The sequence below is a fragment of the Actinoplanes sp. TBRC 11911 genome (assembly GCF_012933445.1).
In the GTDB taxonomy this organism is placed as follows: Bacteria; Actinomycetota; Actinomycetes; order Mycobacteriales; family Micromonosporaceae; genus Actinoplanes.
This window is the reverse complement of the sequence record NZ_JABBNC010000012.1, coordinates 175,551-199,372: the sequence shown is the minus strand read 5'-3', so window position 1 is coordinate 199,372 and position 23,822 is coordinate 175,551. Positions and strand designations below refer to the sequence as shown.

Below are 23,822 nucleotides of genomic sequence, written 5' to 3'. Positions count from 1 at the left end.
GTAGTGCTAGCACTACTGTTCCTGGTGGGCCTGGCACGACCACAAAGAGGGGGACTGGCCCGACTGCGCAAGCCGTCCCGCTCGGGTTGCCTTGATCGCATGACAACGACGGCGGAACGGCCACGCACGACAACGGCCGGCAGCGATTTCTCCGAACTGCAACGACGGATCAACGCGGCGGGGCTGCTGCGGCGGCGACCGGCCTATTACGCCGTACGCCTCGGGCTCGTCGCCGCCGCGTTGATCGGCGGCTGGACGGCCTTCTTCGTCATCGGCGCCTCCTGGTGGACGCTCCTCGTCGCGGTCTTCCTCGCGGTGGTGTTCGCGCAGGTCGCCCTCGTCGCGCACGACCTCGCGCACCGGCAGGTCTTCCGTACCAACAAGCCGAGCGCCCGAGCCGGCCGGATCGCGGGCAACCTGGCGATCGGCATGTCCTACGGCTACTGGATGGACAAGCACACCAAGCACCACGCCAACCCGAACCATGACGATCTCGACCCGGATGTCGGGCCCGGCGTGCTGGTCTGGAGCCGGGAGGCGGCCCGCGGCAAGGGATTCCTGACCCGCTACCAGGCGTACTTCTTCTTCCCGCTGCTCACCCTGCTGGGCCTGTCGCTGAAGCGGGACAGCATCCGGGCGCTGCGCGACGGCACGGTCAAGCAGCGCCGCCTCGAGGCCGGTCTGCTCGCCGCCCACCTGATCTTCTACGTCTCGGCTCTGCTGCTGGTGCTCAACCCGGTGCAGGCGCTCGTGTTCTTCGTGGTCCACCACGCGCTGTTCGGGATCTACCTGGGCCTCACGTTCGCGCCGAACCACAAGGGCATGCCGCATCCCGACGGCACCGAGGACTATCTGCGCAAGCAGGTGCTGACCTCGCGCAACGTGCGCGGCGGGTGGCTGGTCGACACGGCGCTCGGCGGCCTGAACTACCAGATCGAGCACCATCTGTTCCCGGCGATGCCGACACCGAACCTGCGCAAGGCCCAGCCCATCGTGCAGGCGTACTGCCGGGAGATCGGTGTCCCGTACGAGCTGACCGGTCTCGCCGAGTCGTACGCGCAAGGGTTGCGCCACCTGCACGACGTCGGGGCCGAGTTGCGCGGGCGTTAGCCTGCCACCATGGACTTACGCCTCGCCGGCAAGGTTGCCGTCATCACCGGGGGAAGCGCCGGTATCGGCCGTTCGATCGCGCACGGCCTCGCGGCCGAAGGTGTCGATCTCGTGTTGTGCGCCCGCGACGAGAAGCAGTTGGCGGAGGTCGCCGCCGAGATCAAGGACGTACGCGTCGTCACCGTCCCCGCCGACCTGACCGAACCGGCCGGTGCCGACGCGGTCGCCGGTGCCGTGCGGGAGTCGTTCGGGGCTGCCGACATCCTGATCAACAACGCCGGCACCGGCAGCGAAGAAAAAATCATGACGGCGCCGGACGAGCGCTGGCAGATGTACTGGGAGCTGCACGTGATGGCCGCGGTCCGGCTGGCGCGTGCGCTCGCCCCCGGCATGAAGACCCGCGGCGGCGGCGTGATCCTGCACAACGCGTCGATCTGCGCCACGCAGCCGCTGGGCTACGAGCCGATCTACAACGTGACGAAAGCCGCGCTGGTCATGTTCTCCAAGACCCTGGCCAACGAGCTGATCGGCGACAACATCCGGGTGAACGCGGTGAACCCGGGCCTGGTCATGACCGGCGACTGGGTCAAGACCGCGAAGCTGCTGACCGAGGGCACCGGCCAGACCTGGCAGCAGTACCTGCAGAAGATCGCCGACGAGAACGCGCCGATCGGCCGGTTCGCGACGCCCGAGGAGGTGGCCGACTTCTTCGTGTTCCTGTGTTCGGAGCGCGCCTCGTACTCGGTGGGCTCGACGTATTACGTGGACGGAGGCTGGCTGAACGTCACGACGTAACGGCGGTAGGTCTTCGGTAGGACCAGCGGCGACGATGTGTATCGCCTCCTCGTAACCCGTTCTTGCTCCGACACCACGTTGGGTTGATGACATGAACGAGCGTCGATCGCTGGTCGTGATTCTCAGTGCCCTTGACGTTGAATACCGAGCCGTCCGGGAACGGCTCGTCACCGTCCACCGGCTCGATTCCGTGGCCGGCACGCTGTTCGAGACCGGGACCCTCTACGCGGGTGGGGAAGTCGTCCTGGCCCTCACCGGCAAAGGGAACCATCCCTCGGCGGTCATCGCCGAGCGCGCCATCCGCAGGTTCTCGCCGATCGCAGTGCTCTTCGCCGGGGTGGCGGGAGCCCTCAAGCCGGATCTGATACTCGGCGACATCGTCGCGGCCACGCACGTGTACGCGTACCACGGTGCGGCGGCCCGCGACGCCGGGCCCAAGTCGCGGCCCCGCGTCTGGGAGCTCGATCACCGCGTCCAGCAGGCCGCCCATCACCTCGCCCGGCGATTCGGCCGGGTGCGGTTCGGTCCCGTCGCCTCGGGGGAGGTGCTGCACGACGCGACGGACTCCCCGCACCGGCGCTGGATCGGCGAGCACTACGACGACGCGCTGGCGATCGAGATGGAGGCCGCCGGAGCCGCCCAGGCGGGGCAGCTCAGCGGCACCCCGGTCGGCGTCATCCGCGCCATCAGCGACCGCGCCGACGGCACGAAGTCACAAACTGCCGCCAAAGGCGCGGGCGGCACGCAGCACGGCGACCGGCGGTCGCAGGCGGAAGCCGCGCGCAACGCCGCGGGCTTCGCCGCCGCGCTGGCCGCCGACCTCATCGCCGTGCCGGCGGGGACGCGAGCGGACGCGGGGGAGGGCCCGGACATCCACGTCGAGGTGCACGGCGGCCGGCACGGTGCGGTCGCCGGGGTCATCAACGGCGACGTACACAACCAAGGACGGCCGTCGTGACCGGCGACGGTGGTGGCACCAACGTCCGCGCGGACGGGGGCAGCCACGGGGCCGTCGCTGGGACAATTCACGGTGGCGTTTACAACAGCTACTACCAAGTTCCCGACGCTGCCGCACCGGACGAGAAGTTTGAGATCGCACTCAACCACCTCGCCTCGGGGCAGGCGACCACGGCGCGCGCCCTGCTCTCCGAGGTCACCGGCTCGATTCGCGCCTCTAACGAAGTCTGGTTCTACTGGCTGCTCGCCTTCTTCAGCGGGCGCACGCTCTGGGAGCTCACCGCCGAGGACGAGCAGAGCTACACCGCGGCGGAACGGCAGATCGGCTCGCTGCCACGCAACACCTGGTCGCGGGGGATCGACGCGGTCCGCGAGCTGGTTACCGCCAGCCGGTCCCGCAGCACCGACGAAGGTGTGTCCGCGCAGGTGCAGGCGAGCATCTATCGGCTCGACGACGAGATGCGCGGCGAAGTGCTGCGACACCTCGAACGCGTCCTGCACGGGTCGCTCAAGGACGACCTGTGGCACGAGGAGGTGTATCAGGCCAGGGCCGGGCAGAAGACCGAGCGCCGCGAGGACCGGGTGTGGATGTTCTTCGAACCGGATCCGGCGAACCCTCGGACCCGGGCGGTGAAGCCGGCCGACGTCTCCGCCGGTCAGCTCGGTCTCGCCGGGCTCACCACCGCGGTCGTCGCCGGTGCCGTCGGGGTGATCGGCTGGCTGCTGCTCCAGAACGACGACGCGCCGGCACTGATCATGCTGACGCTGGCCGTGGTCGCCGCGGGAGTGGCCGTCGTCAACGGGGCGGAGTGGCGGTTCCGGGACGAGCAGCGGCGCAAGGAGGAGCGGCTGCGGCGGATCGCACGGCTGCCGAGTGACGCCGCGCCCCGGGCGGGTTTCGCTCGCAAGGTCGACAAGATGTATCTCCGGTACGCCCGCAAGTACGCCCCGGACGGTCCCGGCAGCGCGACCTGGTATGTCGACTCGTACGTGCCGATGAGCCTGCTCCGCGACGAGATGGTCGAGGCGTACCGGGAGACGCGGGTGCGGGCGGACCAGATCAAGTGGCTGATCAGGTTCCAGGTCCGCGAGATCAAACAGCAGTGGGTGGACGGCACGCTGGTCGGCTACCGGCAGCGCTGGAGTGTCCTGCCGCAGACCAAGGCTTTCACCGCGGGTGGCGCCGTCGCCGCCATGGTCGGGATGGTGTGGGCGATTCAGGCCGCGGCCCGGCAGAATCCGCTGCGCACGGTGGAGGCGGTCGCCGTGCTGGCCGTAACCGGCTGGGTCGCGGTGCTGACCGGGCTGCACATTCTCGCCGAGCGGCGGCGCGCAACGGTCGAGGAGTTCCAGCGGGACCAGCGCATGACCACGTACTGGTTCGAGTTTCAGCGCTGGCGGCATCGGCTGTCCGACCGGCCCACGGACATGGACATGGCGCGCTGGCTCGAATGTGACCGCCGGATGCTGCTGCACCGGGCGCTGGAGACGTACCAGCTCAAGTGGAGCGACATCAGCGCGTACGCCTCGCTGGAGGCGCGCGGCGGCGACAGTCGCAAGGCGCGGGCGAAGAACGGCCCGTGGCGGTTCTCGCGCTACCAGCTGCTGGTGTTCCTGCTGACCGCGGACGGGGTCCGGCAGGTGACCGTCGAGCTGGACTTCGCGGCGGCGACGTTGCACGACTGGGAGCGGACCAACTACCGCTACGACGCGGTGGCCGCCGTCCGGGTGCAGGAGCGCGACGATGGTGCCCGGGAGTTCCGGCTGTTTCTCGTCAACGGCGACAGCATCGAGGTCGACGTGACCGAACCCGGGCAGGCGGAGACCGACGAGGACCCGGACATCCTGGCGGCCGGCGCACAGGATGCCACCGGACTGCGCAACACCCTGTTCGTGCTGGAAGGGGTCGCCGCCGAAGGGCGGCGCTGGTGGAAGGGCCCGGCGTATCGCCGGGCCAGCTAGCTACGCCGTCGTCGCGCGCACCCACGGCAGAGCGAGCCACTCCAGCAGCACCAGCAGGTAGTAGAGAACGATGCTGACCAGCGCCATCAGCACCAGCGCCGCGAAGGCCGTCGAGGTGTCACCCTGACCGCTGGTCTGCACGATGATCGTGCCGAGGCCGGAGTCGGTGGCGCCGGACTGCATCTCGCCGACCGAGACGCCGATGACCGCGAGCGGCATCGCCAGCTTGAGACCGACGAAGATCTGCGGCAGGGCGGCCGGCACGCGGAACGCCCGGAACGTCTGGAAACGCGACGCGTCCAGCGAGCGCGCCAGCTCCGCGAGATCCGCCGGCGTGCTGATCAGGCCGGTGGCGGTGGAAAGCACGATCGGGAAGAAGCACACCAGGAAGGCCATCGCCAGGATCGGCGTGGTGCCGAAGCCGAACCAGACCACCATGAGCGGCGCCAGCGCGACCTTCGGCACCGCGTTGATCGCGACCAGGAGCGGCGCGAACGCCCGCTCGAACGGCTTCCACGCGGCGATCGCGGTGCCGATGGCGACGCCGACCACGACCGAGAGGGTGAAGCCCAGCACCGCGTTGAGCGTGGTGTCCCAGGTGGCGTTGAGCAGCAACGACGGGTAGCGCCGGAAGCCGTCCACCACCTCCGGCGGGGACGGCAGGATGATCGTCTGGATGTCGAAGGCGGCCGTCGCCAGCCACCAGACCGCTACGGCCACCACCACGCCGATCAACGGCCACAGCACCGCCGAGGGCGAGCGCCGGGAGGGGCGGGCGGCCGATACGGCGGCGGGCGCGGTCATGGTCTCCTGCACCGAAGCTCCTTATCGGGTGCGGTGGGCGCGCACGCCGGCCCGCCCACCGCGAATGATCTCGTCAGGCCTTGGGAACCAGGTCGAAGTCGATGACCTGTTCCGGCTTCAGACCCGCGTCGATCTGGCCGGATCCCTGCAGGATGGCGATGCTACGGGCGACCCGCTCGGCGTCCAGCGCGCCCACCGGCACACCGGCCGCGGCGGACCGCACGAACGGCTCCATCAGGGTGAGCTCGGCGGCCACACCGTCGGCGTTGGAGGTCGGCACGTACTTGGTCATGATCTTGCCGGCCTCGGCCGGGTTGTTGATCGAGTCGGCCAGGCCCTTGAGCAGCGCCGTGGTGAACTTCTTGACCTTCTCCGGGTTGGCCTTGGCGTACTCGGTGTTGGTGATCAGCACGTTGCCGTAGAGGTCCTGGAGGTAGTCGCTGTACGGCAGGACGACCGCCTTCTTGCCCTTCGCGACGTTCTCCACGGTGGGCTTGCCGACCACGAACTGGCCGATGCCCGCGACCTTGCCGGTGGCCAGCGTGCCGATCAGCGTCTGTGCCGGGTTGTTGATCCACTTGACCTTGGTGTCGTCGACCTTCGCCAGCTTCGCGTAGGTCGGGAACAGCATGCGCACCACCGAGCCCGGCTGGTCGGCGAGCGTCTTGCCCTCGAGATCCTTGGGGGAGGTGATCCCGCTGCCGTCGAGCGCCATGATCGCGGCCATCGTGCGCTGCTGGATGCCCGCGACCGCGACGAAGCCGGTGACCTTGTCCTTGCCGCCGGCCGAGAGCAGGCCGCCGGTCAGGTCGGTCGGGGTGAACAGCGCGTTCCCGGCGACGATCTGCTTGATGTTCTCGCCGGTGCCGGCGCCCGGCTTGATGTCGACGTCGAATCCGGCGTCCTTGAAGTACCCCTTCTCCTTGGCCACGTACGCGTAGGAGTCCCGCCCGAAGTTGCCGAACGAGGTCAGGTAGACGACCTTCTCCAGCGCCTGGCCGCCGTTGCCGCCGCCACCATCGTCTTTCGAGTCGTCGCTGCAACCGGCCGTCACGCTCAGCGCGACGGCGAGAGCGCCGGCGAGTACGAGGGTCCTTCTCTGCACGGTGATCCTTCCCGGGACGTTCGGGGGACAGTCGTGCCCCGACGGGCGATCGTAGGGCAAACTGGTCGATGTATCGATGACAACTTTGTCTCAAAGGTCGAAGTAGACGCCGAACGACTGATCGATCATGATGAGCCGGTTATGCGAGGAGACACTAGATGCGCGTAGGCCTGTTCATCGAGCCGCATCGCGGCGCCACATACGACACGCAGCTGCGATTAGCCCGGCACGCCGAGGAACTGGGGTTTGAGAGCCTGCTGCGCGCCGACCACTATCGGGCGATGAGTCCGGCGCCGATGCCGCCCGGTCCCACCGACGCGTGGGTCACCCTTGCGGGTCTGGCGCGCGAGACGAAAACCATCCGATTGGGCACGATGGTCAACTCGGTGACGTTCCGGCTCCCGGGTCCACTATCGATCATGGTGGCTCAGGTGGACGAGATGAGCGGCGGCCGCGTCGAGCTCGGTCTGGGCGCCGGGTGGTTCGAACGCGAACACGTCGCCTACGGCATCCCCTTCCCGCCGGTCGGCGAGCGTTTCGATCGCTTGGCCGAACAACTCGCGGTGATCACCGGTTTATGGCGTACGCCGGATGGGTCGACCTTTTCGTACGAAGGTTCGCATTACCGCCTCGTGGACGCGCCCGCCCTGCCCCGCCCGGTGCAGCGTCCGCATCCGCCGATCATCATGGGCGGCAAAGGTCAGAAACGCGCCCCCGACCTGGCCGCCCGGTTCGCGGACGAGTACAACATGCCGTTCAAGTCGGTGGCGCAGACCGCGGAGCAGTTCGACCGCGTACGGGAGGCGTGTTTTCGGCACGACCGTGACCTGCTGCTTTCCGCCGGCATCGTGGTTGCCGTCGGGCGCAACGATCGCGAGATCGCCCAGCGCGCCGCACCGTTGCACGTGTCGAGCGCGCTGCCGCCGGAGGACCCGGTGGAGGGCTCGCCGGCCGCACTGGTGCAGCGCATCGGCGAGATGGCCGAGATCGGGGCGGGCCGCGTCCACCTGCGGGTGACCGACATGACCGACCTCGGCCACCTCGACGTGATCGCGTCCGACGTGCTGCCTCAGCTCACCTCGTAGAGCTCTCCTTGTAGGCGACTGACGGGTCGAGCAGCCTGGTCCAGCCCGGCCGCCACCGTGGATCCCGGGCGTCCATCTCCTCGACCAGGTGCGAGCGCCACGGGCCCTCGTCGTCCGGCCACCACGGCGGCCACGAGTCGTAGTGGCGTTCCGCGCGCACGTCGGTGGCGGTGGTCTCGACCAGCAGGAACAGCCAGCTGCCGTGCCGGGGGTCGGCCTCGGCGCGGCGCAGAGCGCTCAGCAGCCGGCTGAGCTGCTGATCCGCTTCCCGCCCCTGGATGCTGACGCTCGTGGCGTCCGAATAGGCCATGACCGTGCCGACCGCGCTTTCGCGCATCCACGCCACCAGTGCGTCCAGCTCGTCGGTGTGCGGCGGCCGCATCCGGTCGAGCTCGCGCGCGTCCTGCATGGCGGCCCAGATCAGCCGGTCGTGCTCGCCGCGGCTCAGCCGCCGGACGCGGCGCATCGTCGGCCGCACCCCGGCCGGGATGCGCGGCGGGCGGGTCCCGGCGGTGACGCCGCCGCGCCCGGCCGCGAACAGCGCCGCCTTGAGATCGAGAGCGGGCACCCGGCCCAGCAGCCGCTCGAACTCGTTCGCCGAGATCACGCCCCGGACCGCGGCCGCCAGCATCTGCTCGCTCGCGGCGCGGACCTCGTCGCGCTCCTGCGGCGTGTCCAGCTCGTGCCGCCCCCACTCGGCGATGATCTCGGTCAGCTGGCCCATCGCGTTCTCGCCGCTGAGCACCGCGCCCACCGCCTCGACCAGCCCGTCGCCGACGCCGTCGCGGTAGCGGACCCGGGACCAGCGGCCCTGCTCGTGCCACACCACGAAACCCAGCCGGTCGGACTCGGCCAGCGGGGTCAGTGCGTCCCACGGCAGCCACGAAGGCGCGCCGGTGAGCAGGTCGATCGGTGGATCGGCGTCGGCCGTGGCGCTGTGCTCGCGGTCATATCCGAACAAAACGGCCCGCGCGCCGTCGAGCAGTGCGAACCGTGCCCACGTCCCGCCGTGATCGTCGTAGTGCGCGCCCTCGTCGTCCACGTACCAGACGTCCGACCAGCCGATCCCGGTCAGGGACGCGGCGAGCGTGACCCATCGGGGCCAGAGCAGGCCCGGCGCGGGCAGGTCGACGTCGGTCAGCATCCGTCCACTGTGCCAAACAGTTCCGCCGGGCTGCAGTTGGGTGGCGGCGATATCAGGTGTTTGACCGGAACCCGCCATTGGTGGGTTTCCAGTCGGCGCTGTCGCGCGTGTCGACGGTCCAGCCGGCGATCGAAGCAACCAGGATGACCAGGACGAATGCTGCAAGAATGATTTCCATGTGTTCAGCATCGTCGCGCTGAGTCATGGTCGGAAGTGGCAGAGATGCCATACACCTTCAAAATCCTGCCAATCGGCCGTAGGCTATGTCACATGCTGCGCAACATCGCCGTTCTCGCCCTGGCCGACGTGGGTGTCTTCGAGCTCGGAGTGCTCTGCGAGCTCTTCGGAAGCGACCGCACCGCCGACGGCCTCCCGGGCTACGACTTCGCCGTCGCCACGGTCGACGGCCGCCCGGTGCGCACCGGCGCGGGCATCTCGATCGACGTCCAGCACGACATCTCCCGCCTCGACGAGGCCGACCTGGTGGCCGTGGTGCCCTACGGGCTCGACCACGACGTACCGGCCGAGGCGATCATGGCGTTGCGCCGGGCAGCCGAGCGCGGCGCCTGGGTGATGAGCGTGTGCACCGGCGCGTTCGCGCTCGGCGCGGCCGGCCTGCTCGACGGCCGGCGCTGCACGACGCACTGGCGGCACGCCGCGGACCTGGCCCGCCGGCACCCGCTGGCCGAGGTCGACCCCGATGTCCTGTTCGTCGAGGACGGCAAGATCCTCTCCAGCGCCGGCACCGCCGCGAGCATCGACGCCGGGCTGCACCTGATCCGCCGGGAGCAGGGCTCGGCGGTCGCCGCCATGATCGCCCGCCGGATGGTGGTGCCGCCGCAGCGCGACGGCGGCCAGGCGCAGTACGTCGAGGCGCCGCTGCCGGTGATCGAGTGCGAGACGCTGCAGCCGGTGCTCGCCCACGTGATCGAGACGATCGGTCAGCCGCACTCGGTGGAGTCGATGGCCGCGCTCGCGCACATGGCACCCCGGACGTTCGCCCGCCGGTTCCGCAGCGAGATCGGCGCGACTCCGCATGACTGGCTCACCAACCAGCGGGTGCTGTTCGCCCGCCGCCTGCTGGAGGACAGCGATCTGGGCGTGGACACGATCGCGGTGCGGGCCGGGTTCGGCAGCGCCGCGACTCTCCGGCATCACTTCGGCCAGCGTTTGAGCACCACGCCTCAGGCGTATCGAGGGTTGTTCCGATCACAGCCCGTGTGAGGACGCCCGTGCTGGGGGACAATCTCCGGCATGGCGACGACTCCAGGCCCCGTGGTGTTTGTGCTGTTCGGTGCGACCGGCGACCTCTCCAAGCGCCTGGTGCTGCCGGCCTTCTACACGTTGGCGATCGAGGGACTTCTGCCCGAGCAGTGGGTGCTCATCGGCAACGGTCGCGGCGACGTCTCGCACGAGGACTTCCGGCAGCGCGTACGGGAATCCCTGACGCAGTTCGGCCCGGCGCCCGCGAAGGGTCCGTGGCGTGAGTTCGCGTCCCGGCTGCGGTTCGCCGGCGGCGGCTTCGACAGCGACGACCCGGGCAGCCTGCTCGACGTGATCGACGAGGCGCGCAAGGAGTTCGGCGCCGAGGCCCAGATGATCCACTATCTGGCGATCCCGCCGGTCGCGTTCCCGGAGATCACCCGCGGGCTCGGCGCCCACGGTCTCGCCGAGGGCGCGCGGGTCGTTTACGAGAAGCCCTTCGGTACGTCGCCCGAGTCGTTCCACAAACTCAACCGGCTCGTGCACCGCGTGCTCGGCGAGGAGCAGGTCTACCGGATCGACCACTTCCTCGGCAAGGAGGCGACCCAGCAGCTGCACGTGACCCGGTTCGCCAACGAGGCGTTCGCCTCGATGTGGAGCCGGGAGCACGTCGAGAGCGTGCAGATCGACGTGCCGGAGACGCTCGACGTCAGCGACCGCGCGGTTTTCTACGACGCCACCGGCGCGATCCTCGACATGGTGGTCACCCACCTGTTCCAGGTCGCCGCCGAGGTCGCGATGGAACCGCCGGAAAGCTTCGACCCGAACGCCCTGCAGGCCGCCCGGCAAAAGGTGATCCGCGCCTTCCGGCCGATCGACCCGGCCGAGGTGGTGCTCGGCCAGTACGCCGGGTACAAGCAGCTCAAGGGCGTTCGCCGGGGCTCGGTCACGGACACGTTCGTGGCGGCCAAGGTGTGGATCGACAATCCGCGCTGGCGGGGCGTGCCGTTCCTGCTGCGCACCGGGAAGATGCTGGCGGAGAGCGCGCAGCGGGTGAGCATCGTGCTGAAGAAGCCACAGAGCCCGTGGCCGGATCTTCCGCCGCAGAGCAACGTGCTGTCCTTCTCGCTCGCCGGCAACGGCCAGATCGAGCTGTCGTTCCTGGCCAAGAAACCGGGCGTGACGGCGGACGTGGAACCGGCCTCGGTCGTGCTCCCGCTCGACCGGCTGCCCGACGCGGACCCGCTGCCCGCGTACTCCCGGCTGATCCACGACGTGCTGATCGGCAACCGGGCGCTGTTCACCCGCCCGGACGGCCTGGCCGCCACCTGGCGGACGATCGAGCCGCTGCTGGACAACCGGCCGAAGCCGCACACGTACAAGCCGGGCTCGTGGGGTCCGGCGGCGGCCCGTCAGCTCGCGGCACCGCACCGGTGGCTGCTGGGCCAGTAACGGTTCTTCAGGCAAGACTGGTCAGTTTTAACTGAAGAGTTTACGCTTGACCCGTGACGGACGTTCCGGAGTCGGCCCTTCAGGCGGCACGCGAGGTGCGGGTGGTGGTCAGCCGCCTGCGCCGGCGGCTGCGCGAGGTGGCCGGCTTCGGTGATCTGACCCCCACCCAGACCGCGGTGCTCAGCCGCCTGGAGAAGAACGGCCCGGCCTCGATGAGTGACCTGGCCGCCGCCGAGCGCATGCGGCCGCAGTCGATGGCCGCGACCCTCGCCGCGATCCAGGAGCACGGGCTGATCGAGCGCGCCCCCGACCCCGAGGACGGCCGGCGCCAGGTCATCTCGCTCACCGAGGCCGGCCGCGAAGCCATCGCCGGCTCGCGTCGAGCCCGGGAGGAGTGGCTTTCGCGCGCGTTCGCCGACGATTTCACCGAAGAGCAGCGGCAGACCGTCCTGGAGGCGTTGCTGCTGCTCGACAAACTGGTCGAGAAATGACACAAACCGCCCCCATATCCGTAAAAAATGGGAATTTTAATCGCAAGCTGATATCGCCGATGATCCTCGGGTCGATCCTGAACCCGATCAACTCGTCGATGATCTCCGTGGCGCTGGTCCCGATCGGCGTCACCTTCCACGCGTTACCGGCCCAGACCGCCTGGCTGGTCTCCGCGCTCTACCTGGCCACCGCGACCGGCCAGCCGGTCGTCGGGCGGCTCGTCGACCGGTACGGCCCCCGACCGCTGTACCTGGTGGCCAGCGTGCTGGTCGGCGTCGCCGGGGTGATGGGCTGGCTGGCACCCGACCTGGGCGTCCTGATCGCCTCCCGGGTGCTGCTCGGCTTAGGCACCTGCGCCGGCTACCCCTCGGCCATGTATCTGATCCGCAGCGAGGCCAAACGCACCGGCGTGGACAGCCCACAAGGGGTGCTCACCGCCCTGGCCGTCGCCGCGCAGACCGTGGTCGTCGTCGGCCCCACCATCGGCGGCCTGCTGATCGCGCTGGGCGGCTGGCGGTCGATCTTCGCGGCGAACATCCCGATCGCGATCGCCTGCCTCTGGCTGGCCTTCCGGCGGCTGCCGCGCATCGCCACCGAGTCTCGCGAGCGCAAGCCGATCGACGTTCTCGGCATCGGGCTGTTCGCGGCCATGCTCACCTCGCTGATGCTCTACCTGATGACCCCGACGCTGCGCGACCTGTGGCTGCTCGCCCTGATGGTCCTGCTCGGCGCCGGGTTCGTGCTGCGCGAGCGGCGAGCCGAGGACCCGTTCCTGGACCTGCGCGTCTTCGGCGGCAACGTGCCACTGATCATCACGTACGTCCGTACGCTGCTGGCGCAGACCATCGCGTACGCCTTCCTCTACGGCTACACGCAGTGGCTGGAGGAAGGGCACGGTTTCTCCGCGGTCAACGCGGGACTGGTGCAGCTGCCGATGTCCGCGGTCGCGATCGGCGTGTCCACGTTGACCGGCAAGCGCAAGGAGTTCAAGGCGAAGCTGATGGTCGGCGCGATCAGCCAGATCGTCGTCTGCGGTCTGCTGCTGGTGCTCGACGCCGGCAGCGGGATCTGGCTGCTGGTCGGCGTCGCGCTGATCCTGGGCCTGCCGCAGGGCCTGAACAACCTGGCCAACCAGAACGCCGTGTACTACCAGGCGCACCCCGACCGGATGGGTGCCTCGGCCGGGCTGCTGCGCACGTTCGTCTACCTCGGCGCGATGGTCTCGTCCGCCGCCACCGGCATCACGTTCAAGCATGGTGCCACCACGGCCGGGCTGCACAGCCTCGCCTACTTCCTGATCGTGGTCGCCGCGATATCGCTCGTGGTGATCGTGGCCGACCGGTCCCTCGGCAAGGTCGGCAAGAAGACAACAACCCCGGAAGGTTCCACCGCATGACCGTCACCACGATCGACCCCAAGACCGCCCTGATCGTCATCGACCTCCAGGCCGGCATCGTCGGCGCGCCCACCGTGCCCTACCCCGCCGCCGACGTCGTCGCCCGCACCGCCGAGCTGGCCGCCGCCTTCCGCGAACGTGGCCTGCCGGTCGTCCTCGTGCACGTCTCCACGGCGCCGGACGGCTCGGACTGGGCGCCCGGCCGCATCGAGGGCGGCGCGCAGCGGATGACCCGGCCGGACGGCTGGGACGTGATCGTCGACGAGGTCCGCGGCCCCGGCGACATCATCGTCACCAAGCGGAACTGGGGCGCCTTCTACGGCACCGACCTCGACCTGCACCTGCGTCGGCGCGGCGTCACCCAGATCGTGCTGACCGGCATCGCCACCGCGATCGGCGTCGAGTCGACGGCCCGTTCGGCGCACGAGCACGGCTATAACGTCACCGTCGCGGTCGACGCGGTGAGCGACCTCAACGAGGAGACCCACCAGAACAGCATCGAGAAGATCTTCCCGCGGCTGGGCGAGGTCGGCACCACCGCCGACATCATCGACCTGGTGAAGAAGTCCAGCTAGCGATGGTCGCGGCGGCCTCCGGTACGGTGGCCGCCGTCTCGGTCCCCGGGGGCGCGCTCGGACGGTCCACCACAAGGACCGGGATGCCGCGCTCCCGGGCCGCCGACAGCTTCGGCGCCGGCCCGCCGCTGTCCTTGGTCACCAGCACGTCGATGCGGTGGTCTTTCAGGATGTTTCGCTCACCGTCCAAAGTAAACGGTCCGCGGTCTCTGATGACCGCCAGTCGTTGCGGCATCGGTGGTTCCGGCGGCTCGATCGAGCGGGCCAGGAACCAGCATTCTTTTACCGCCGCGAAAGCCGCCATCTCCTGGCGCCCGGTGGTCAGGAAAACCCGTTCGCCCAGCCCGGGCAGTTCGGCGGCGGCTTGCGACAGATCCCGTACGCGACGCCAGTCGTCACCCGGCCCCGGAACCCACCCGGGCCGTTGCAGCACGAGCAGCGGCACCCCGGTGACCTGCGCTGCCACGGCGGCGTTGGCGCTGATCCGGGCCGCGAACGGATGAGTGGCGTCGACCAGGACGTCGACCCGTCGCGTACGCAAGAAGGAAGCGAGACCCTCGGCACCACCGAAACCACCGACGCGCACCTCACCCGGCGGCAGCAGCGGCGAGGTGGTGCGGCCGGCCAGCGAGCTGATCACGGTGTGGCCCGGCAACGATCCGGCAAGCTCGCGGGCGTCCCGCGTGCCGCCGAGGATCAGGACGGTCGCCATGGCCGCCGACCGGGAGGAGGAGTTTCTCGGGATCGGCTCACCGAGTAGAGATGGCTGTCCGGGAACTGCGCCGCCGTCAACGCCGCACCCACCACGATCACCGCGGTCCGCTTGATCCCCGCCGCGCGCACCCTGCCCGCGATGTCGTCCAGCGTGCCGCGCACGATCAGCTCGTCCGCGCGGCTCGCCCGCGCCACCACCGCGACCGGGCAGTCCGAGCCGTAGTTCCCGACCAGCTCCGCCACCACGGCGTCGATCCGCTGCACGGCCAGGTGCAGCACCATCGTGGACCGGCTGGCGCCGAGCGTGGCGAGGTCCTCACCGGCGGGCATCGCCGTCGCGCGCTCGGCGGTACGCGTGAGGATCACGGTCTGCGCCACCTCGGGCACGGTGAATTCCCGCCCGAGCGAGGCGGCCGCGGCGGCGAACGCCGGCACGCCGGGCACGATCGCGTACGGGATTTCCGCGGCGTCGAGCCGGCGGATCTGCTCGGCGACCGCGCTGAACACGGAGGGGTCACCCGAGTGCAGCCGGGCGACATCGTGGCCGTTCGCGTGGGCAGCGACCATCTCGCCGATGATCGCGTCGAGGTCCATGTTCGCGGTGTCGACAAGCCGGCAGCCGGGCGGGCAGACCGCGAGCATCTCGGCGGGCACCAGGCTGCCGGCGTAGAGGCAGACGCGCGCCTCCGAGAGCAACCGCTGCCCGCGCACGGTGATCAGGTCAGCGGCCCCCGGCCCGGCCCCGATAAAGTAGACAGTCACGCCGTGTATCTCCGTCCGATCCCAGGGCGCCGCCCGCCGCGCCCGCTCGTGGCCGCGTTGCGGGCGTGTTGGCGGGTTCTGTCTGCGCTCCGCTCGCGTGCGTCCGCCGCTCCCCGCGTGTGTGCGCTGTTTCGCGCCCGTCCCCCTTCGCGGCTCCATCGGCGCATCCACAAGCTGGGACGGCTGCCCACTGGCTGGGACCGGCGTCCACATCGTGAATCCGAGTCCGCGATGTGAGATCGATCTCCACTATGGACGGAAATTCCTCCCGGCATGCGGCTTTCGTCCGTCGAGCTTCGCCGCCCCGAACGAGACCTTGGAGACTTAGGGTCCATATGTGGGCGCAACTCTCCAAGGTTGGGAACGATCCCACGATGCGATCGATTCGTCCCAGATTTCAAGATGCCATCCGCGCCACGAGAGTGGGCGTGCCCAGATAGCGTCGCGGTCACCGGGTCACCGACCAGATGGTTACCGGCATCATCGTTCGCCAACCAGTGAAGCCGCCCACCGGCGAGCCGCGGCTGACCGTGAGCCGGGTCAGCTCGCCGCCGAATTTCCGGTAAGCCTCCGCGAGCACCGCCTCGGACTCCACCGTGACGGCGTTGGCCACCAGGCGCCCGCCGTCCCGCAGCGCGGCCAGGCAGGTTTCCAGCACACCGTCGCGAGTCACCCCGCCACCGATGAAGATGGTGTCCGGCGTAGGCAGCCCCGCCAGCGCCTCCGGGGCCCGCCCCTCAACCACCCGCAGCCCCGGAACGCCCAGCTTGTCGGCATTGGCCCGGATCGTGGCGGCCCGGCCTTCGTTCGGTTCGATCGCGATCGCCCGGCACGCCGGATGGGCCCGCATCCACTCGATCCCGATGCTGCCCGACCCGCCGCCGACGTCCCACAGCAGCGCCCCCGGCACCGGCCCCAGGGCGGCCAGCGTCACCGCCCGAACCTCACGCTTGGTGAGCTGCCCATCCGTCCCGTACGCCTCGTCGGGCAGCCCCGGCACGACCGACGTGGCCGGCCCGTCCCCGCAGTCGACCCCGATCACGTTGAGCGGATCACCGGCCGGCTCCGCCCAGTCTCCGGCGATACCGCTCGTGACCAGCTCGCCCGGCCCGCCGAGCTGGGAAAGCACGGTCATCCGGGCCGCGCCGTAGCCGGCCGCCGTGAGTTCGGTGGCCACCGCGGCCGGGGTGTCCGCGCCGCGCGACAGCACGAGGATCCGCCGTCCCGGGTTGAGCAGCCGCCGCAGCCCCGCGACCTCCCCGGTAACCAGGCTGAACACGTCGACCGCAGCAAGCGACCACCCAAGCCGCGCCGCAGCCAGCGAGGCCGACGACGGATGCGGCAGCACACGCACGTTCTCGGCCCCGAGCAACCGCACCAGCGTCGCCCCGATCCCGTGGAACATCGGGTCACCGCTGGCCAGCACACATCGCCCGCCAGCCTTCTCCGGCACTGGCCCTGGCTGTTGGACTGGCCCTGGCTGTTGGAGTGGCCCGGGGCGCTGGAGCAGCCCCGGCAGCGCCGGCAGCAGCGGAGACGGCCACGGCACCCGCTCGCCCTCCACCTCGGCCGGGAGCAGCTCGAGCTGGCGCTCGCTTCCGAAGATCACTCCGGCGTTCCGTAGCGCCTCGCGCGGCGCGTCGGCAAGATCGGCCCATCCGCCGGCGCCGATGCCGACCACCGTGACCAGGTCGGAGTTGTCGGCTTGCACGCTCAGACCGTAGCGCGTGGTCCCGGCCGTGAATTTTCCGCATCTGGTTGAGCGATGCCGATGTCACATGCGTACAACAGCGAGACGGCTCCCGGAGACCGGGTCGTCACGCCGGCCGCAGGGGGTGGCCGGTGCCACGACACAACCGGGACGGTGAGAACGATGGCGCAGGGACCGCCGGTGTTCCAGAGCTCCCAAGACCAGCGCTCCATGCCGGACGACGACGAGCAGTACTTCGCCGACCTGCGAGCCGACCCGGAAGACGACCCGTGGTCCGACCGCCGCACCGAGCGCCGCCCGGCCGACCCGCGCTTCGCCGACCTGCGCCCCGCCACCAGCACCTACGACGACGAGTACGCCGACGAGTCAGAGCCCAGCCGCCGCTACGACGACACCCGCTTCGACGAGCGCCGCCGCGACGAGGCTGGTTACGACACCCCTTTCGACGAGCGCTACCACGTTGGTTACGACAGCGCCGGCAGCGAGCGCCGCCCCGACGACGCTGGTCACGACGACACCCGCTTCGACGACCGCCGCCGCGACGACGCTGGTCACGACGCGACCCGCTTCGACGACCGCCGCCGCGAAACCGCTGGCTTCGACGACACCGAGCACGGCGCGACCCGCTTAGGCGACACCCGCTACGACGACGACCCGTATGACGATCGCCCGGCCGCCCGCCACGCCCCCAGGCATCCAGCGCCCGACGAGGACGGCGACGCCAGGACCCCCGCGCGGCGCCGAGGCGACCGCTGGGACACCCCCGCGTCCACCAACCGCTGGGATGCACCCGCCTCCGATGATCGCCGGGACGCCGCGGCCTCCGATGATCGCTGGGACACCCCGGCCTCCGACGACCGCTGGAACGCGCCGTCATCAGGCCGGTGGACCTCGGACCTGGCGGACGACCGCCAGCCGGCCCCGGCCGACGACGCCTGGACCTCCACCCCGACGGACGAGGCCTGGACCACGCCCCCCGCGGATGACCGCTGGACCCCCGCCCCCGCAGACGACCCGTGGAGCCCGGCCCCGGAGAAGGACCCTTGGCCCCCGGCCCCGGAGACCGACTCTTGGACCCCCGCCACCGCACCCACGGCCGACGCCGACCCGGAGAACTGGCTCGCCAACGACCCGTACCGCGAGGATCCCTATCGCCGCAGCGACATCCTCTTCGAGTCGCAGACGGACCCGAGTGGGTGGAAAGCCACCGGCCCCGCCCAACCCCCGATCCCCGACGACCGCCCGCCGGCCGAGGCGACCTCCGGCAACCGGCTCCTCACCGTGCTGCTGTTCTTCTCCGGGCTGGCCACCAGCGTCGCGCTCTGGCTGTTCGACACGCAGGCCGGCGCGGTCAACGACACCGCCACCTTCATGCTGGCGGCCGGCCGGATCACCGGGCTGGTCGGCGGATACCTCCTCTTCATCCAGTTGCTGATGATGAGCCGGGTGTCCTGGCTGGAGGAATGGGTCGGCGCCCGCGACCTGCTGCGCTGGCACCGCTGGCTGGGCACCACGCTGGTCGTCGCGGTCATCGCGCACATCGTCTTCATCGTCTACGGCTACGCCCTGACCGCGGACACCGGCGTCGTCGAGCAGACCTGGACGATCATCACCACGCTGCCGGAGATGCTCAGCGCCGTCGCCGCCACCACGATCCTGGTGGTCATCGCGCTCATCTCGATCCGGGCCGCGCGCGCGAAACTCCCGTACGAGCTGTGGCACCTGATCCATCTGACCAGCTATGTGGTGCTGCTGCTCGGATACGGCCACCAGGTCGCCAGCGGCGCCGACCTGAGCGGCAAATTCGCCTCCGTCTTCTGGCCGGGGCTGAGCGCGCTGGTGATCTCGGCCCTGGTCTGGGGCCGCCTGATCGAGCCGGTCTGGCTGAACGTGCGGCACCGTTTCGAGGTCGCCGAGGTCGTCTCCGAGGGCACCAACACCTTCTCCGTCTACATCGACGGCAAGAAGCTGGAGAAGCTGCCCGCGCAGGCCGGCCAGTTCATGCGCTGGCGCTTCCTCACCCGCAACGGCTGGTGGCAGTCGCACCCGTTCTCGCTCTCCGCCGCCCCGAACTCGCAGTGGCTGCGCCTCACCGTCACCGCGGTCGGCGGCCACACCGCGCGCCTGGCGAAGATGAAGCCGGGCACGCCGGTCTGGGCCGAGGGCCCGTTCGGCGTCTTCACCGCGCAGCGGCGGACCCGCCGGCGGGCCCTGCTGATCGCCGGCGGCAGCGGTATCGCGCCGATCCGTGCCCTGCTCGAGGACATGCCACCGGACACGATCGTCATCTACCGCGCCAGCCGCCCGGACGAACTCGTCTTCCGCGGCGAGCTGGAGGACCTGGCGGAGAGCCGCGACGCCTGGGTCCGCTACATCGTCGGTTCCCGCAACGACCCCGGCCCGCGCCGGCTGTTCACCCAGAACGGCCTGCTCAGCCTGGTGCCGGACGTGAGCCGGCGCGACGTCTACCTCTGCGGGCCCCCCGGCCTCGTCGAGGCGGCCGTGACCACCCTGCGCGAGCTGGACGTTCCGGACAGCCAGCTGCACCTCGACCCCTTCGAGTTCTGATCCCCCGGGAGTTTTCGCGATGCGACGGAGTACCGCTGCTGCCATCGGCACCCTGACCGGCGCCGCCCTGATCGTGGGGGTGCGACTGAGTGTGCAGCCGCCGGCCGCACCGGTTGTCGCGCAGGCCCCGCTGGACCTGGCCGACAGCGACACCTCGGCCAAGCCGTCGGCGCCACCGTCCGGATCGGCGTCGAAGAAGCCGGAGGCCAAGAAGCCGGCCGTCGACAAGGAAGCGGTGAAGAGCCCCTTCAAGGACGGCGTCTTCAAGGGCAAGGCCTCGAACAACCCGTACGGGACCATCCAGGTCTCGATCCGGGTGACCGACGGCAAGATCGCGGCGGCGTCGGCCACCTTCCCCCTCACCGGGGACAGCGCGACCATCAACCCGCCCGCGATCGCCAGTCTCAAGCAGGAAACCCTGACCGCGAAGACGGCCGACGACGTGAACGCGGTCTCCGGCGCCACGTACACCAGCAAGTCGTACAAGGAGTCGCTGCAGGCCGCGTTGGACGCCGCCAAGGCGTAGTAGGGTTCCGCCTCGTGCGCCACGTCGAACATGTGATGGGGACGACGGTCAGCATCGAACTGGCCGACGACCGGCCGGACGCCGAGCTGCGTTCGCTCATCGACGAGACGTGCGCGTGGCTGCACGAGGTGGACCAGCGCTTCAGCACGTACAAGCCGGGGAGCGAGGTCATGCGCGTGCGCCGGCGCGAGCTCGCGGTGGATGACGCGTCCGCGGACCTGCGGTGGGTGCTGGGCGCGTGCGCCGATCTCTGGCGGGACACCGACGGTTACTTCGACGCGTACGCCGGTGGCCTGCTCGACCCCTCCGGATACGTCAAGGGCTGGTCCGTCGAGGTCGCCTCCGCCCGGCTGCTGGAACGCGGCTCGACCAGCCACTACATCAACGCGGGCGGCGACATCCGGATGCGTGGCGAGCACCCGGACGGCGGTCCGTGGCGGGTCGGGATCCGGCACCCGTGGGAGGCCGACAAGGTCAGCTGGGTACTGGCCCTGCACGACGGCGCGATCGCGACCTCCGGCACCTACGAACGCGGGGATCATGTGATCAACCCCCGGACGCGTACGCCGGCTCGTGGTTTGCGCTCGGTGACCGTGGTCGGCGCCGACCTGGCGCTGGCCGACGCGTACGCGACCGCGGCCCTGGCCATGGGGGAGAGCGGCCTGCCCTGGCTGGCAAAGCGGGCGGCCGACGGATACGAGTCGGCGGTGGTCACCGACGACGGCCGCGCGTTCACGACGACGAACCTGCCGGCCGCGGTCTGAGCACCACCACCGCCGTCTCCCGCCCGCGACCCGCGGCGAACGCTTCGAGATCGCCGTAGCCGGTGCAGTCGCGCAGCAGCGCCCATAGTCGCTCGCGTTCCGGACCGTCGGCGCGATAGGCCGTCACCGGGCGGGAGCCGCCGGTCAGGTCGACCGTGGCGTCCGGCCGTGCCTGCAGGTTGAGCCACCACGCGGGCTCGGCCGGATCCCAGCCGTTCATGGCGAGAGTGACGAACCGGTCGTCATCCTCCAGGTAGCCGAGCACGACCGCCCGGGGCTGCCCCGAGCGACGACCGACCGTGTGCAGGCGCAGCATCCCGAACCCGCCGCCGGGCCGCGGGCGGCGCAGCCCCCGCCGATCGCCGACGATGCGTAACAGAACCCGGTGCACGACCCAGGCGGTGCGGATGAACCATCTCGGAGGTAGCTTGCTGGGCATTGTTCCTCCCCTACGGCGTAGGTCTACGGCGTAGGGGCACTCTACAGCGTAGGATTCTCGCGTGCCAAGACGTGCCGCAGAGCGATCCGGGACCAGACAGTCCGGCCGGCTGACTCGAGAGGGGATAGTCGCCGCCGCCGTTGATCTCGCCGACGCCGACGGGCTGGCGTCCCTGAGCATGCGGCGGCTGGCCCAGCACCTGGGCGTGGACCCGATGTCGATCTATTACCACGTACGCGACAAGGACACGCTGCTGGCCGAAATGGTCGACGCGGTCGCCGCGTCCATCGGGGAAAACACGCAAAACGGCCGCCCGTGGACCGACCAACTCCGTGAGCTGATCATGCAGGCCCGCCGGACGATGCTGACCCACCCGTGGGCCGCCCGCGTGCTCGAGGCACAGGACAACCCGACCCCGGCGGTGCTCGCGCACATCGAGAAGGTCCTGGCCATCATGCGCGCCGGGGGCTGCTCGGTGGATCTCAGCCACCACGCCCTGCACCTGTTCGGCAGCCGTCTGATGGGCTTCAGCCAAGACCTGTTCAACGAGACGGCGCAGCCGCCGGCGACGATCGCCCAGATGGAAGCGATGGTCGCCGCCCTGCCGCACATCTCGGAACTGGCCGGCGAGGTCTCGCACACCGGCGCCCTCGGCGTCTGTGACGACGACGCCGAGTTCGCCTTCGTGCTGGATCTCTTGCTGGAGGGGCTGGAACGGCGACGCCTCAGGGAATGAGGACGACCTTGCCGCGCGTGTGCCGCTCCTCCACCAGCCGCTGAGCTTCCGCCGCCGAAGCCAGCGGCAGCTCCCGGAACACCTCGGTCCACAGCCGCCCGCGATCGGCCAGATCCGCCAACGCGTTCAGGTCGTCGGCGTTCGGGCGCACATAGACGTACTGCCCGCCCTGCTCCTTCACCGCGGGATCCACGATCGAGGCGTGCCGGGCGGCGTTCCGCACCAGGAACGGCGACTGCTTCAACGCGTCGCCCCCGAAGAAGTCCAGCGCCACGTCCACCCGGCCGTCACCGCCGACGAGCTCGGCGAGCCGGGACGGAAGGTCCGGACCGTACTCGATCGGCTCGGCGCCCAGGCTGCGCAGGAACTCGTGGTTTCCCACCGACGCCGTCCCGATCACCCGGGCCGCGCCCATCGCCCGCGCGATCTGCACCCCGAAATGCCCGACCCCACCGGCGGCCGCGTGCACCAGCACCACGTCACCGGGCCCGACATCGAGTGTGCGCGCCGCCTGCCACGCGGTCAGCCCGGCCAGCGGAATCCCGCCGGCCTGCGCGAAACTCAGCGCCTTGGGCTTCCGCCCGACCACCGTGTCGGCCACGCTGACCAGCTCCGCGTACGTGCCGTGCTGCACGCTGTCCTTGCGCGCGTACGCCATGACCTCGTCCCCGGGGGCGAACCGCGTGACGGCGGCACCGACCCGGTCGACCACACCCGCCACGTCCCAGCCCGGGATCAGCGGAAGATGCTGGGGATATGAGCTGTGCATCGACCCGAGCCGCATGTACGAGTCGACCGGATTCACCCCTGCAGCCTTGACCCGGATGCGCACCGTGTCGGAGCCCACGGGGGGATCGGGCACCTCCCGGAGCTGCAGCACATCGTGGTCGCCGTACTCCTCTACAGAGATTGCTTTCATGCCGAGAACGCTACCCAGACTTATGCGACGTCACGCAACTATGTGGGGGTGTCTACCACCACTTCCCAGTACGCCGATTTCGCCGCTCGCGAGGCGCACATCCAATCTCCCGTACGAACGTCGTCGAGTACGGACCGCTACCCGTGGCCGTAGGCGATCGCGACCTGATCGCCGTCCGTCGGTCAGCCCCGCCACCCCGTCTCGCATATCCGACATTTCCTGAGATTTGCCGGATTGGCTGGGCCGCTGGACGGGCGGGCTCGACGCGCGGCCCCGCGGCGCTTCCATTCCGTGAGACGGGTGACCGCCTGCTGAGACCCGCGCCCGCATCATGGACCCACCGTCCGCGATGTGAGACTAACGTCCATTGTGGAGAATATCTTTGTCACATAACGAGGCTTTCGCCCGGCAGCTTTCTCCGGCCGAATGTGAACCTTGGAGAGTTATGGCTCGTATGTGGGCGCAACTCTCCAAGGTTCACAAAAATCCACGATGTGACCGCGGTGTCCACATAGTGGGACCGCGCACAAATCGCCCGGCCGCGAACGAATCGCCACAGCGCCTCAGCGCTGCCACACCCTGACCAGGTCACTCACCGCCTAC

At 69.9% G+C, this 23,822-nt stretch carries 23 protein-coding genes; 14 read left to right on the top strand and 9 right to left on the bottom strand.

Annotated elements, in window-relative coordinates; all coding sequences use genetic code 11:
- Positions 1 to 99 precede the first annotated feature (99 nt).
- From HH310_RS19195 to HH310_RS19180, 4 genes are all read left to right on the top strand, one after another.
- Complete coding sequence (locus HH310_RS19195) at positions 100 to 1,110, top strand: acyl-CoA desaturase (protein ID WP_169176937.1); 1,011 nt, start codon at positions 100 to 102, stop codon at positions 1,108 to 1,110.
- A 9-nt stretch (positions 1,111 to 1,119) separates the two neighbouring features.
- On the top strand, positions 1,120 to 1,905 hold the full coding sequence (locus tag HH310_RS19190; protein ID WP_169176936.1) for an SDR family NAD(P)-dependent oxidoreductase: 786 nt from the start codon (positions 1,120 to 1,122) through the stop codon (positions 1,903 to 1,905).
- 91 nt (positions 1,906 to 1,996) lie between these two features.
- Positions 1,997 to 2,863: a 5'-methylthioadenosine/S-adenosylhomocysteine nucleosidase gene (locus tag HH310_RS19185; RefSeq protein ID WP_169176935.1), complete on the top strand. Its 867-nt coding sequence runs from the start codon at positions 1,997 to 1,999 to the stop codon at positions 2,861 to 2,863.
- Entirely contained in the window at positions 2,860 to 4,824 is a 1,965-nt protein-coding gene (locus HH310_RS19180; RefSeq protein WP_169176934.1) for a hypothetical protein, read from the top strand. The genes HH310_RS19185 and HH310_RS19180 overlap by 4 nt, the downstream gene beginning before the upstream one ends.
- Here HH310_RS19180 and HH310_RS19175 read toward each other — a convergent pair whose 3' ends face one another.
- Positions 4,825 to 5,628 (bottom strand): ABC transporter permease, encoded by an 804-nt coding sequence (locus tag HH310_RS19175; RefSeq protein ID WP_169176989.1) that lies wholly within the window; start codon positions 5,626 to 5,628, stop codon positions 4,825 to 4,827. It lies immediately after the preceding gene.
- A 73-nt stretch (positions 5,629 to 5,701) separates the two neighbouring features.
- Positions 5,702 to 6,733, bottom strand: a complete 1,032-nt coding sequence (locus HH310_RS19170; RefSeq protein WP_169176933.1) for an ABC transporter substrate-binding protein — start codon at positions 6,731 to 6,733, stop codon at positions 5,702 to 5,704.
- A 158-nt stretch (positions 6,734 to 6,891) separates the two neighbouring features.
- Between HH310_RS19170 and HH310_RS19165 the strand changes: the two genes are divergently transcribed.
- Positions 6,892 to 7,818, top strand: a complete 927-nt coding sequence (locus HH310_RS19165; RefSeq protein ID WP_169176932.1) for an LLM class F420-dependent oxidoreductase — start codon at positions 6,892 to 6,894, stop codon at positions 7,816 to 7,818.
- On the opposite strand, the gene HH310_RS19160 is transcribed toward HH310_RS19165, so the two are convergent.
- Together HH310_RS19160 and HH310_RS19155 are read right to left on the bottom strand one after the other, a co-directional pair.
- Positions 7,808 to 8,962, bottom strand: coding sequence for a hypothetical protein (locus HH310_RS19160; protein WP_169176931.1), 1,155 nt, complete (start codon positions 8,960 to 8,962; stop codon positions 7,808 to 7,810). The genes HH310_RS19165 and HH310_RS19160 overlap by 11 nt on opposite strands.
- 52 nt (positions 8,963 to 9,014) lie before the next feature.
- Entirely contained in the window at positions 9,015 to 9,167 is a 153-nt protein-coding gene (locus HH310_RS19155) for a hypothetical protein (RefSeq protein WP_169176788.1), read from the bottom strand.
- 65 nt (positions 9,168 to 9,232) lie between these two features.
- Between HH310_RS19155 and HH310_RS19150 the strand changes: the two genes are divergently transcribed.
- The 5 genes from HH310_RS19150 to HH310_RS19130 are packed head-to-tail and all read left to right on the top strand — an operon-like array spanning position 9,233 to position 14,080.
- Complete coding sequence (locus tag HH310_RS19150) at positions 9,233 to 10,186, top strand: GlxA family transcriptional regulator (RefSeq protein WP_169176930.1); 954 nt, start codon at positions 9,233 to 9,235, stop codon at positions 10,184 to 10,186.
- Between the two features lie 30 nt (positions 10,187 to 10,216).
- Complete coding sequence (zwf, locus tag HH310_RS19145) at positions 10,217 to 11,617, top strand: glucose-6-phosphate dehydrogenase (RefSeq protein WP_169176929.1); 1,401 nt, start codon at positions 10,217 to 10,219, stop codon at positions 11,615 to 11,617.
- 53 nt (positions 11,618 to 11,670) lie between these two features.
- Positions 11,671 to 12,108, top strand: a complete 438-nt coding sequence (locus HH310_RS19140) for a MarR family winged helix-turn-helix transcriptional regulator (RefSeq protein WP_169176928.1) — start codon at positions 11,671 to 11,673, stop codon at positions 12,106 to 12,108.
- Between the two features lie 59 nt (positions 12,109 to 12,167).
- Entirely contained in the window at positions 12,168 to 13,505 is a 1,338-nt protein-coding gene (locus HH310_RS19135; protein WP_169176927.1) for an MFS transporter, read from the top strand.
- Complete coding sequence (locus HH310_RS19130; RefSeq protein ID WP_169176926.1) at positions 13,502 to 14,080, top strand: isochorismatase family protein; 579 nt, start codon at positions 13,502 to 13,504, stop codon at positions 14,078 to 14,080. The genes HH310_RS19135 and HH310_RS19130 overlap by 4 nt, the downstream gene beginning before the upstream one ends.
- Here the strand turns inward: HH310_RS19130 and HH310_RS19125 are convergent.
- The 3 genes from HH310_RS19125 to cbiE form a co-directional block, all read right to left on the bottom strand.
- Positions 14,052 to 14,792 carry a cobalt-precorrin-6A reductase gene (locus HH310_RS19125; RefSeq protein ID WP_169176925.1) on the bottom strand — a complete coding sequence of 247 codons (741 nt, stop codon included), beginning with the start codon at positions 14,790 to 14,792 and terminating at the stop codon, positions 14,052 to 14,054. The genes HH310_RS19130 and HH310_RS19125 overlap by 29 nt on opposite strands.
- On the bottom strand, positions 14,777 to 15,556 hold the full coding sequence (gene cobM, locus HH310_RS19120; RefSeq protein WP_169176924.1) for a precorrin-4 C(11)-methyltransferase: 780 nt from the start codon (positions 15,554 to 15,556) through the stop codon (positions 14,777 to 14,779). Before cobM ends, HH310_RS19125 begins: the two co-directional genes overlap by 16 nt.
- Positions 15,557 to 16,004: 448 nt before the next feature.
- Positions 16,005 to 17,267 carry a precorrin-6y C5,15-methyltransferase (decarboxylating) subunit CbiE gene (gene cbiE / locus HH310_RS19115; protein WP_169176923.1) on the bottom strand — a complete coding sequence of 421 codons (1,263 nt, stop codon included), beginning with the start codon at positions 17,265 to 17,267 and terminating at the stop codon, positions 16,005 to 16,007.
- Positions 17,268 to 17,429: 162 nt separating this feature from the next.
- Here cbiE and HH310_RS19110 point away from each other — a divergent pair, with 162 nt between their 5' ends.
- Genes HH310_RS19110 through HH310_RS19100 form a run of 3 tightly spaced genes read left to right on the top strand, consistent with a single transcriptional unit; the run spans position 17,430 to position 21,125 of the window.
- On the top strand, positions 17,430 to 19,835 hold the full coding sequence (locus tag HH310_RS19110; protein ID WP_248294142.1) for a ferric reductase-like transmembrane domain-containing protein: 2,406 nt from the start codon (positions 17,430 to 17,432) through the stop codon (positions 19,833 to 19,835).
- Between the two features lie 19 nt (positions 19,836 to 19,854).
- Positions 19,855 to 20,361: an FMN-binding protein gene (locus tag HH310_RS19105; protein WP_169176922.1), complete on the top strand. Its 507-nt coding sequence runs from the start codon at positions 19,855 to 19,857 to the stop codon at positions 20,359 to 20,361.
- Positions 20,362 to 20,396: 35 nt separating this feature from the next.
- A complete protein-coding gene (locus HH310_RS19100) occupies positions 20,397 to 21,125 on the top strand; it encodes an FAD:protein FMN transferase (protein WP_169176987.1) in 729 nt (242 codons plus the stop codon).
- On the opposite strand, the gene HH310_RS19095 is transcribed toward HH310_RS19100, so the two are convergent.
- Positions 21,094 to 21,564 (bottom strand): nitroreductase/quinone reductase family protein, encoded by a 471-nt coding sequence (locus HH310_RS19095; protein WP_169176921.1) that lies wholly within the window; start codon positions 21,562 to 21,564, stop codon positions 21,094 to 21,096. The two genes, HH310_RS19100 and HH310_RS19095, sit on opposite strands and share 32 nt — an antisense overlap.
- 61 nt (positions 21,565 to 21,625) lie before the next feature.
- Here HH310_RS19095 and HH310_RS19090 point away from each other — a divergent pair, with 61 nt between their 5' ends.
- Positions 21,626 to 22,300, top strand: a complete 675-nt coding sequence (locus tag HH310_RS19090) for a TetR/AcrR family transcriptional regulator (protein ID WP_169176920.1) — start codon at positions 21,626 to 21,628, stop codon at positions 22,298 to 22,300.
- Here the strand turns inward: HH310_RS19090 and HH310_RS19085 are convergent.
- Entirely contained in the window at positions 22,290 to 23,219 is a 930-nt protein-coding gene (locus tag HH310_RS19085) for an NADP-dependent oxidoreductase (RefSeq protein ID WP_169176919.1), read from the bottom strand. The two genes, HH310_RS19090 and HH310_RS19085, sit on opposite strands and share 11 nt — an antisense overlap.
- Positions 23,220 to 23,822 lie beyond the last annotated feature (603 nt).

Excerpts from the sequence above, each read along its gene's own strand:
- HH310_RS19195 (WP_169176937.1), top strand. The coding sequence starts at position 100 with ATGACAACGACGGCGGAACGGCCACGCACGACAACGGCCGGCAGCGAT.
- HH310_RS19190 (WP_169176936.1), top strand. The coding sequence starts at position 1,120 with ATGGACTTACGCCTCGCCGGCAAGGTTGCCGTCATCACCGGGGGAAGC.
- HH310_RS19185 (WP_169176935.1), top strand. The coding sequence starts at position 1,997 with ATGAACGAGCGTCGATCGCTGGTCGTGATTCTCAGTGCCCTTGACGTT.
- HH310_RS19175 (WP_169176989.1), bottom strand. The coding sequence starts at position 5,628 with ATGACCGCGCCCGCCGCCGTATCGGCCGCCCGCCCCTCCCGGCGCTCG.
- HH310_RS19165 (WP_169176932.1), top strand. The coding sequence starts at position 6,892 with ATGCGCGTAGGCCTGTTCATCGAGCCGCATCGCGGCGCCACATACGAC.
- HH310_RS19160 (WP_169176931.1), bottom strand. The coding sequence starts at position 8,962 with ATGCTGACCGACGTCGACCTGCCCGCGCCGGGCCTGCTCTGGCCCCGA.
- HH310_RS19155 (WP_169176788.1), bottom strand. The coding sequence starts at position 9,167 with ATGACTCAGCGCGACGATGCTGAACACATGGAAATCATTCTTGCAGCA.
- HH310_RS19150 (WP_169176930.1), top strand. The coding sequence starts at position 9,233 with ATGCTGCGCAACATCGCCGTTCTCGCCCTGGCCGACGTGGGTGTCTTC.
- zwf (WP_169176929.1), top strand. The coding sequence starts at position 10,217 with ATGGCGACGACTCCAGGCCCCGTGGTGTTTGTGCTGTTCGGTGCGACC.
- HH310_RS19135 (WP_169176927.1), top strand. The coding sequence starts at position 12,168 with ATGATCCTCGGGTCGATCCTGAACCCGATCAACTCGTCGATGATCTCC.
- HH310_RS19130 (WP_169176926.1), top strand. The coding sequence starts at position 13,502 with ATGACCGTCACCACGATCGACCCCAAGACCGCCCTGATCGTCATCGAC.
- HH310_RS19125 (WP_169176925.1), bottom strand. The coding sequence starts at position 14,792 with ATGGCGACCGTCCTGATCCTCGGCGGCACGCGGGACGCCCGCGAGCTT.
- HH310_RS19110 (WP_248294142.1), top strand. The coding sequence starts at position 17,430 with ATGGCGCAGGGACCGCCGGTGTTCCAGAGCTCCCAAGACCAGCGCTCC.
- HH310_RS19105 (WP_169176922.1), top strand. The coding sequence starts at position 19,855 with ATGCGACGGAGTACCGCTGCTGCCATCGGCACCCTGACCGGCGCCGCC.
- HH310_RS19100 (WP_169176987.1), top strand. The coding sequence starts at position 20,397 with ATGGGGACGACGGTCAGCATCGAACTGGCCGACGACCGGCCGGACGCC.
- HH310_RS19095 (WP_169176921.1), bottom strand. The coding sequence starts at position 21,564 with ATGCCCAGCAAGCTACCTCCGAGATGGTTCATCCGCACCGCCTGGGTC.
- HH310_RS19085 (WP_169176919.1), bottom strand. The coding sequence starts at position 23,219 with ATGAAAGCAATCTCTGTAGAGGAGTACGGCGACCACGATGTGCTGCAG.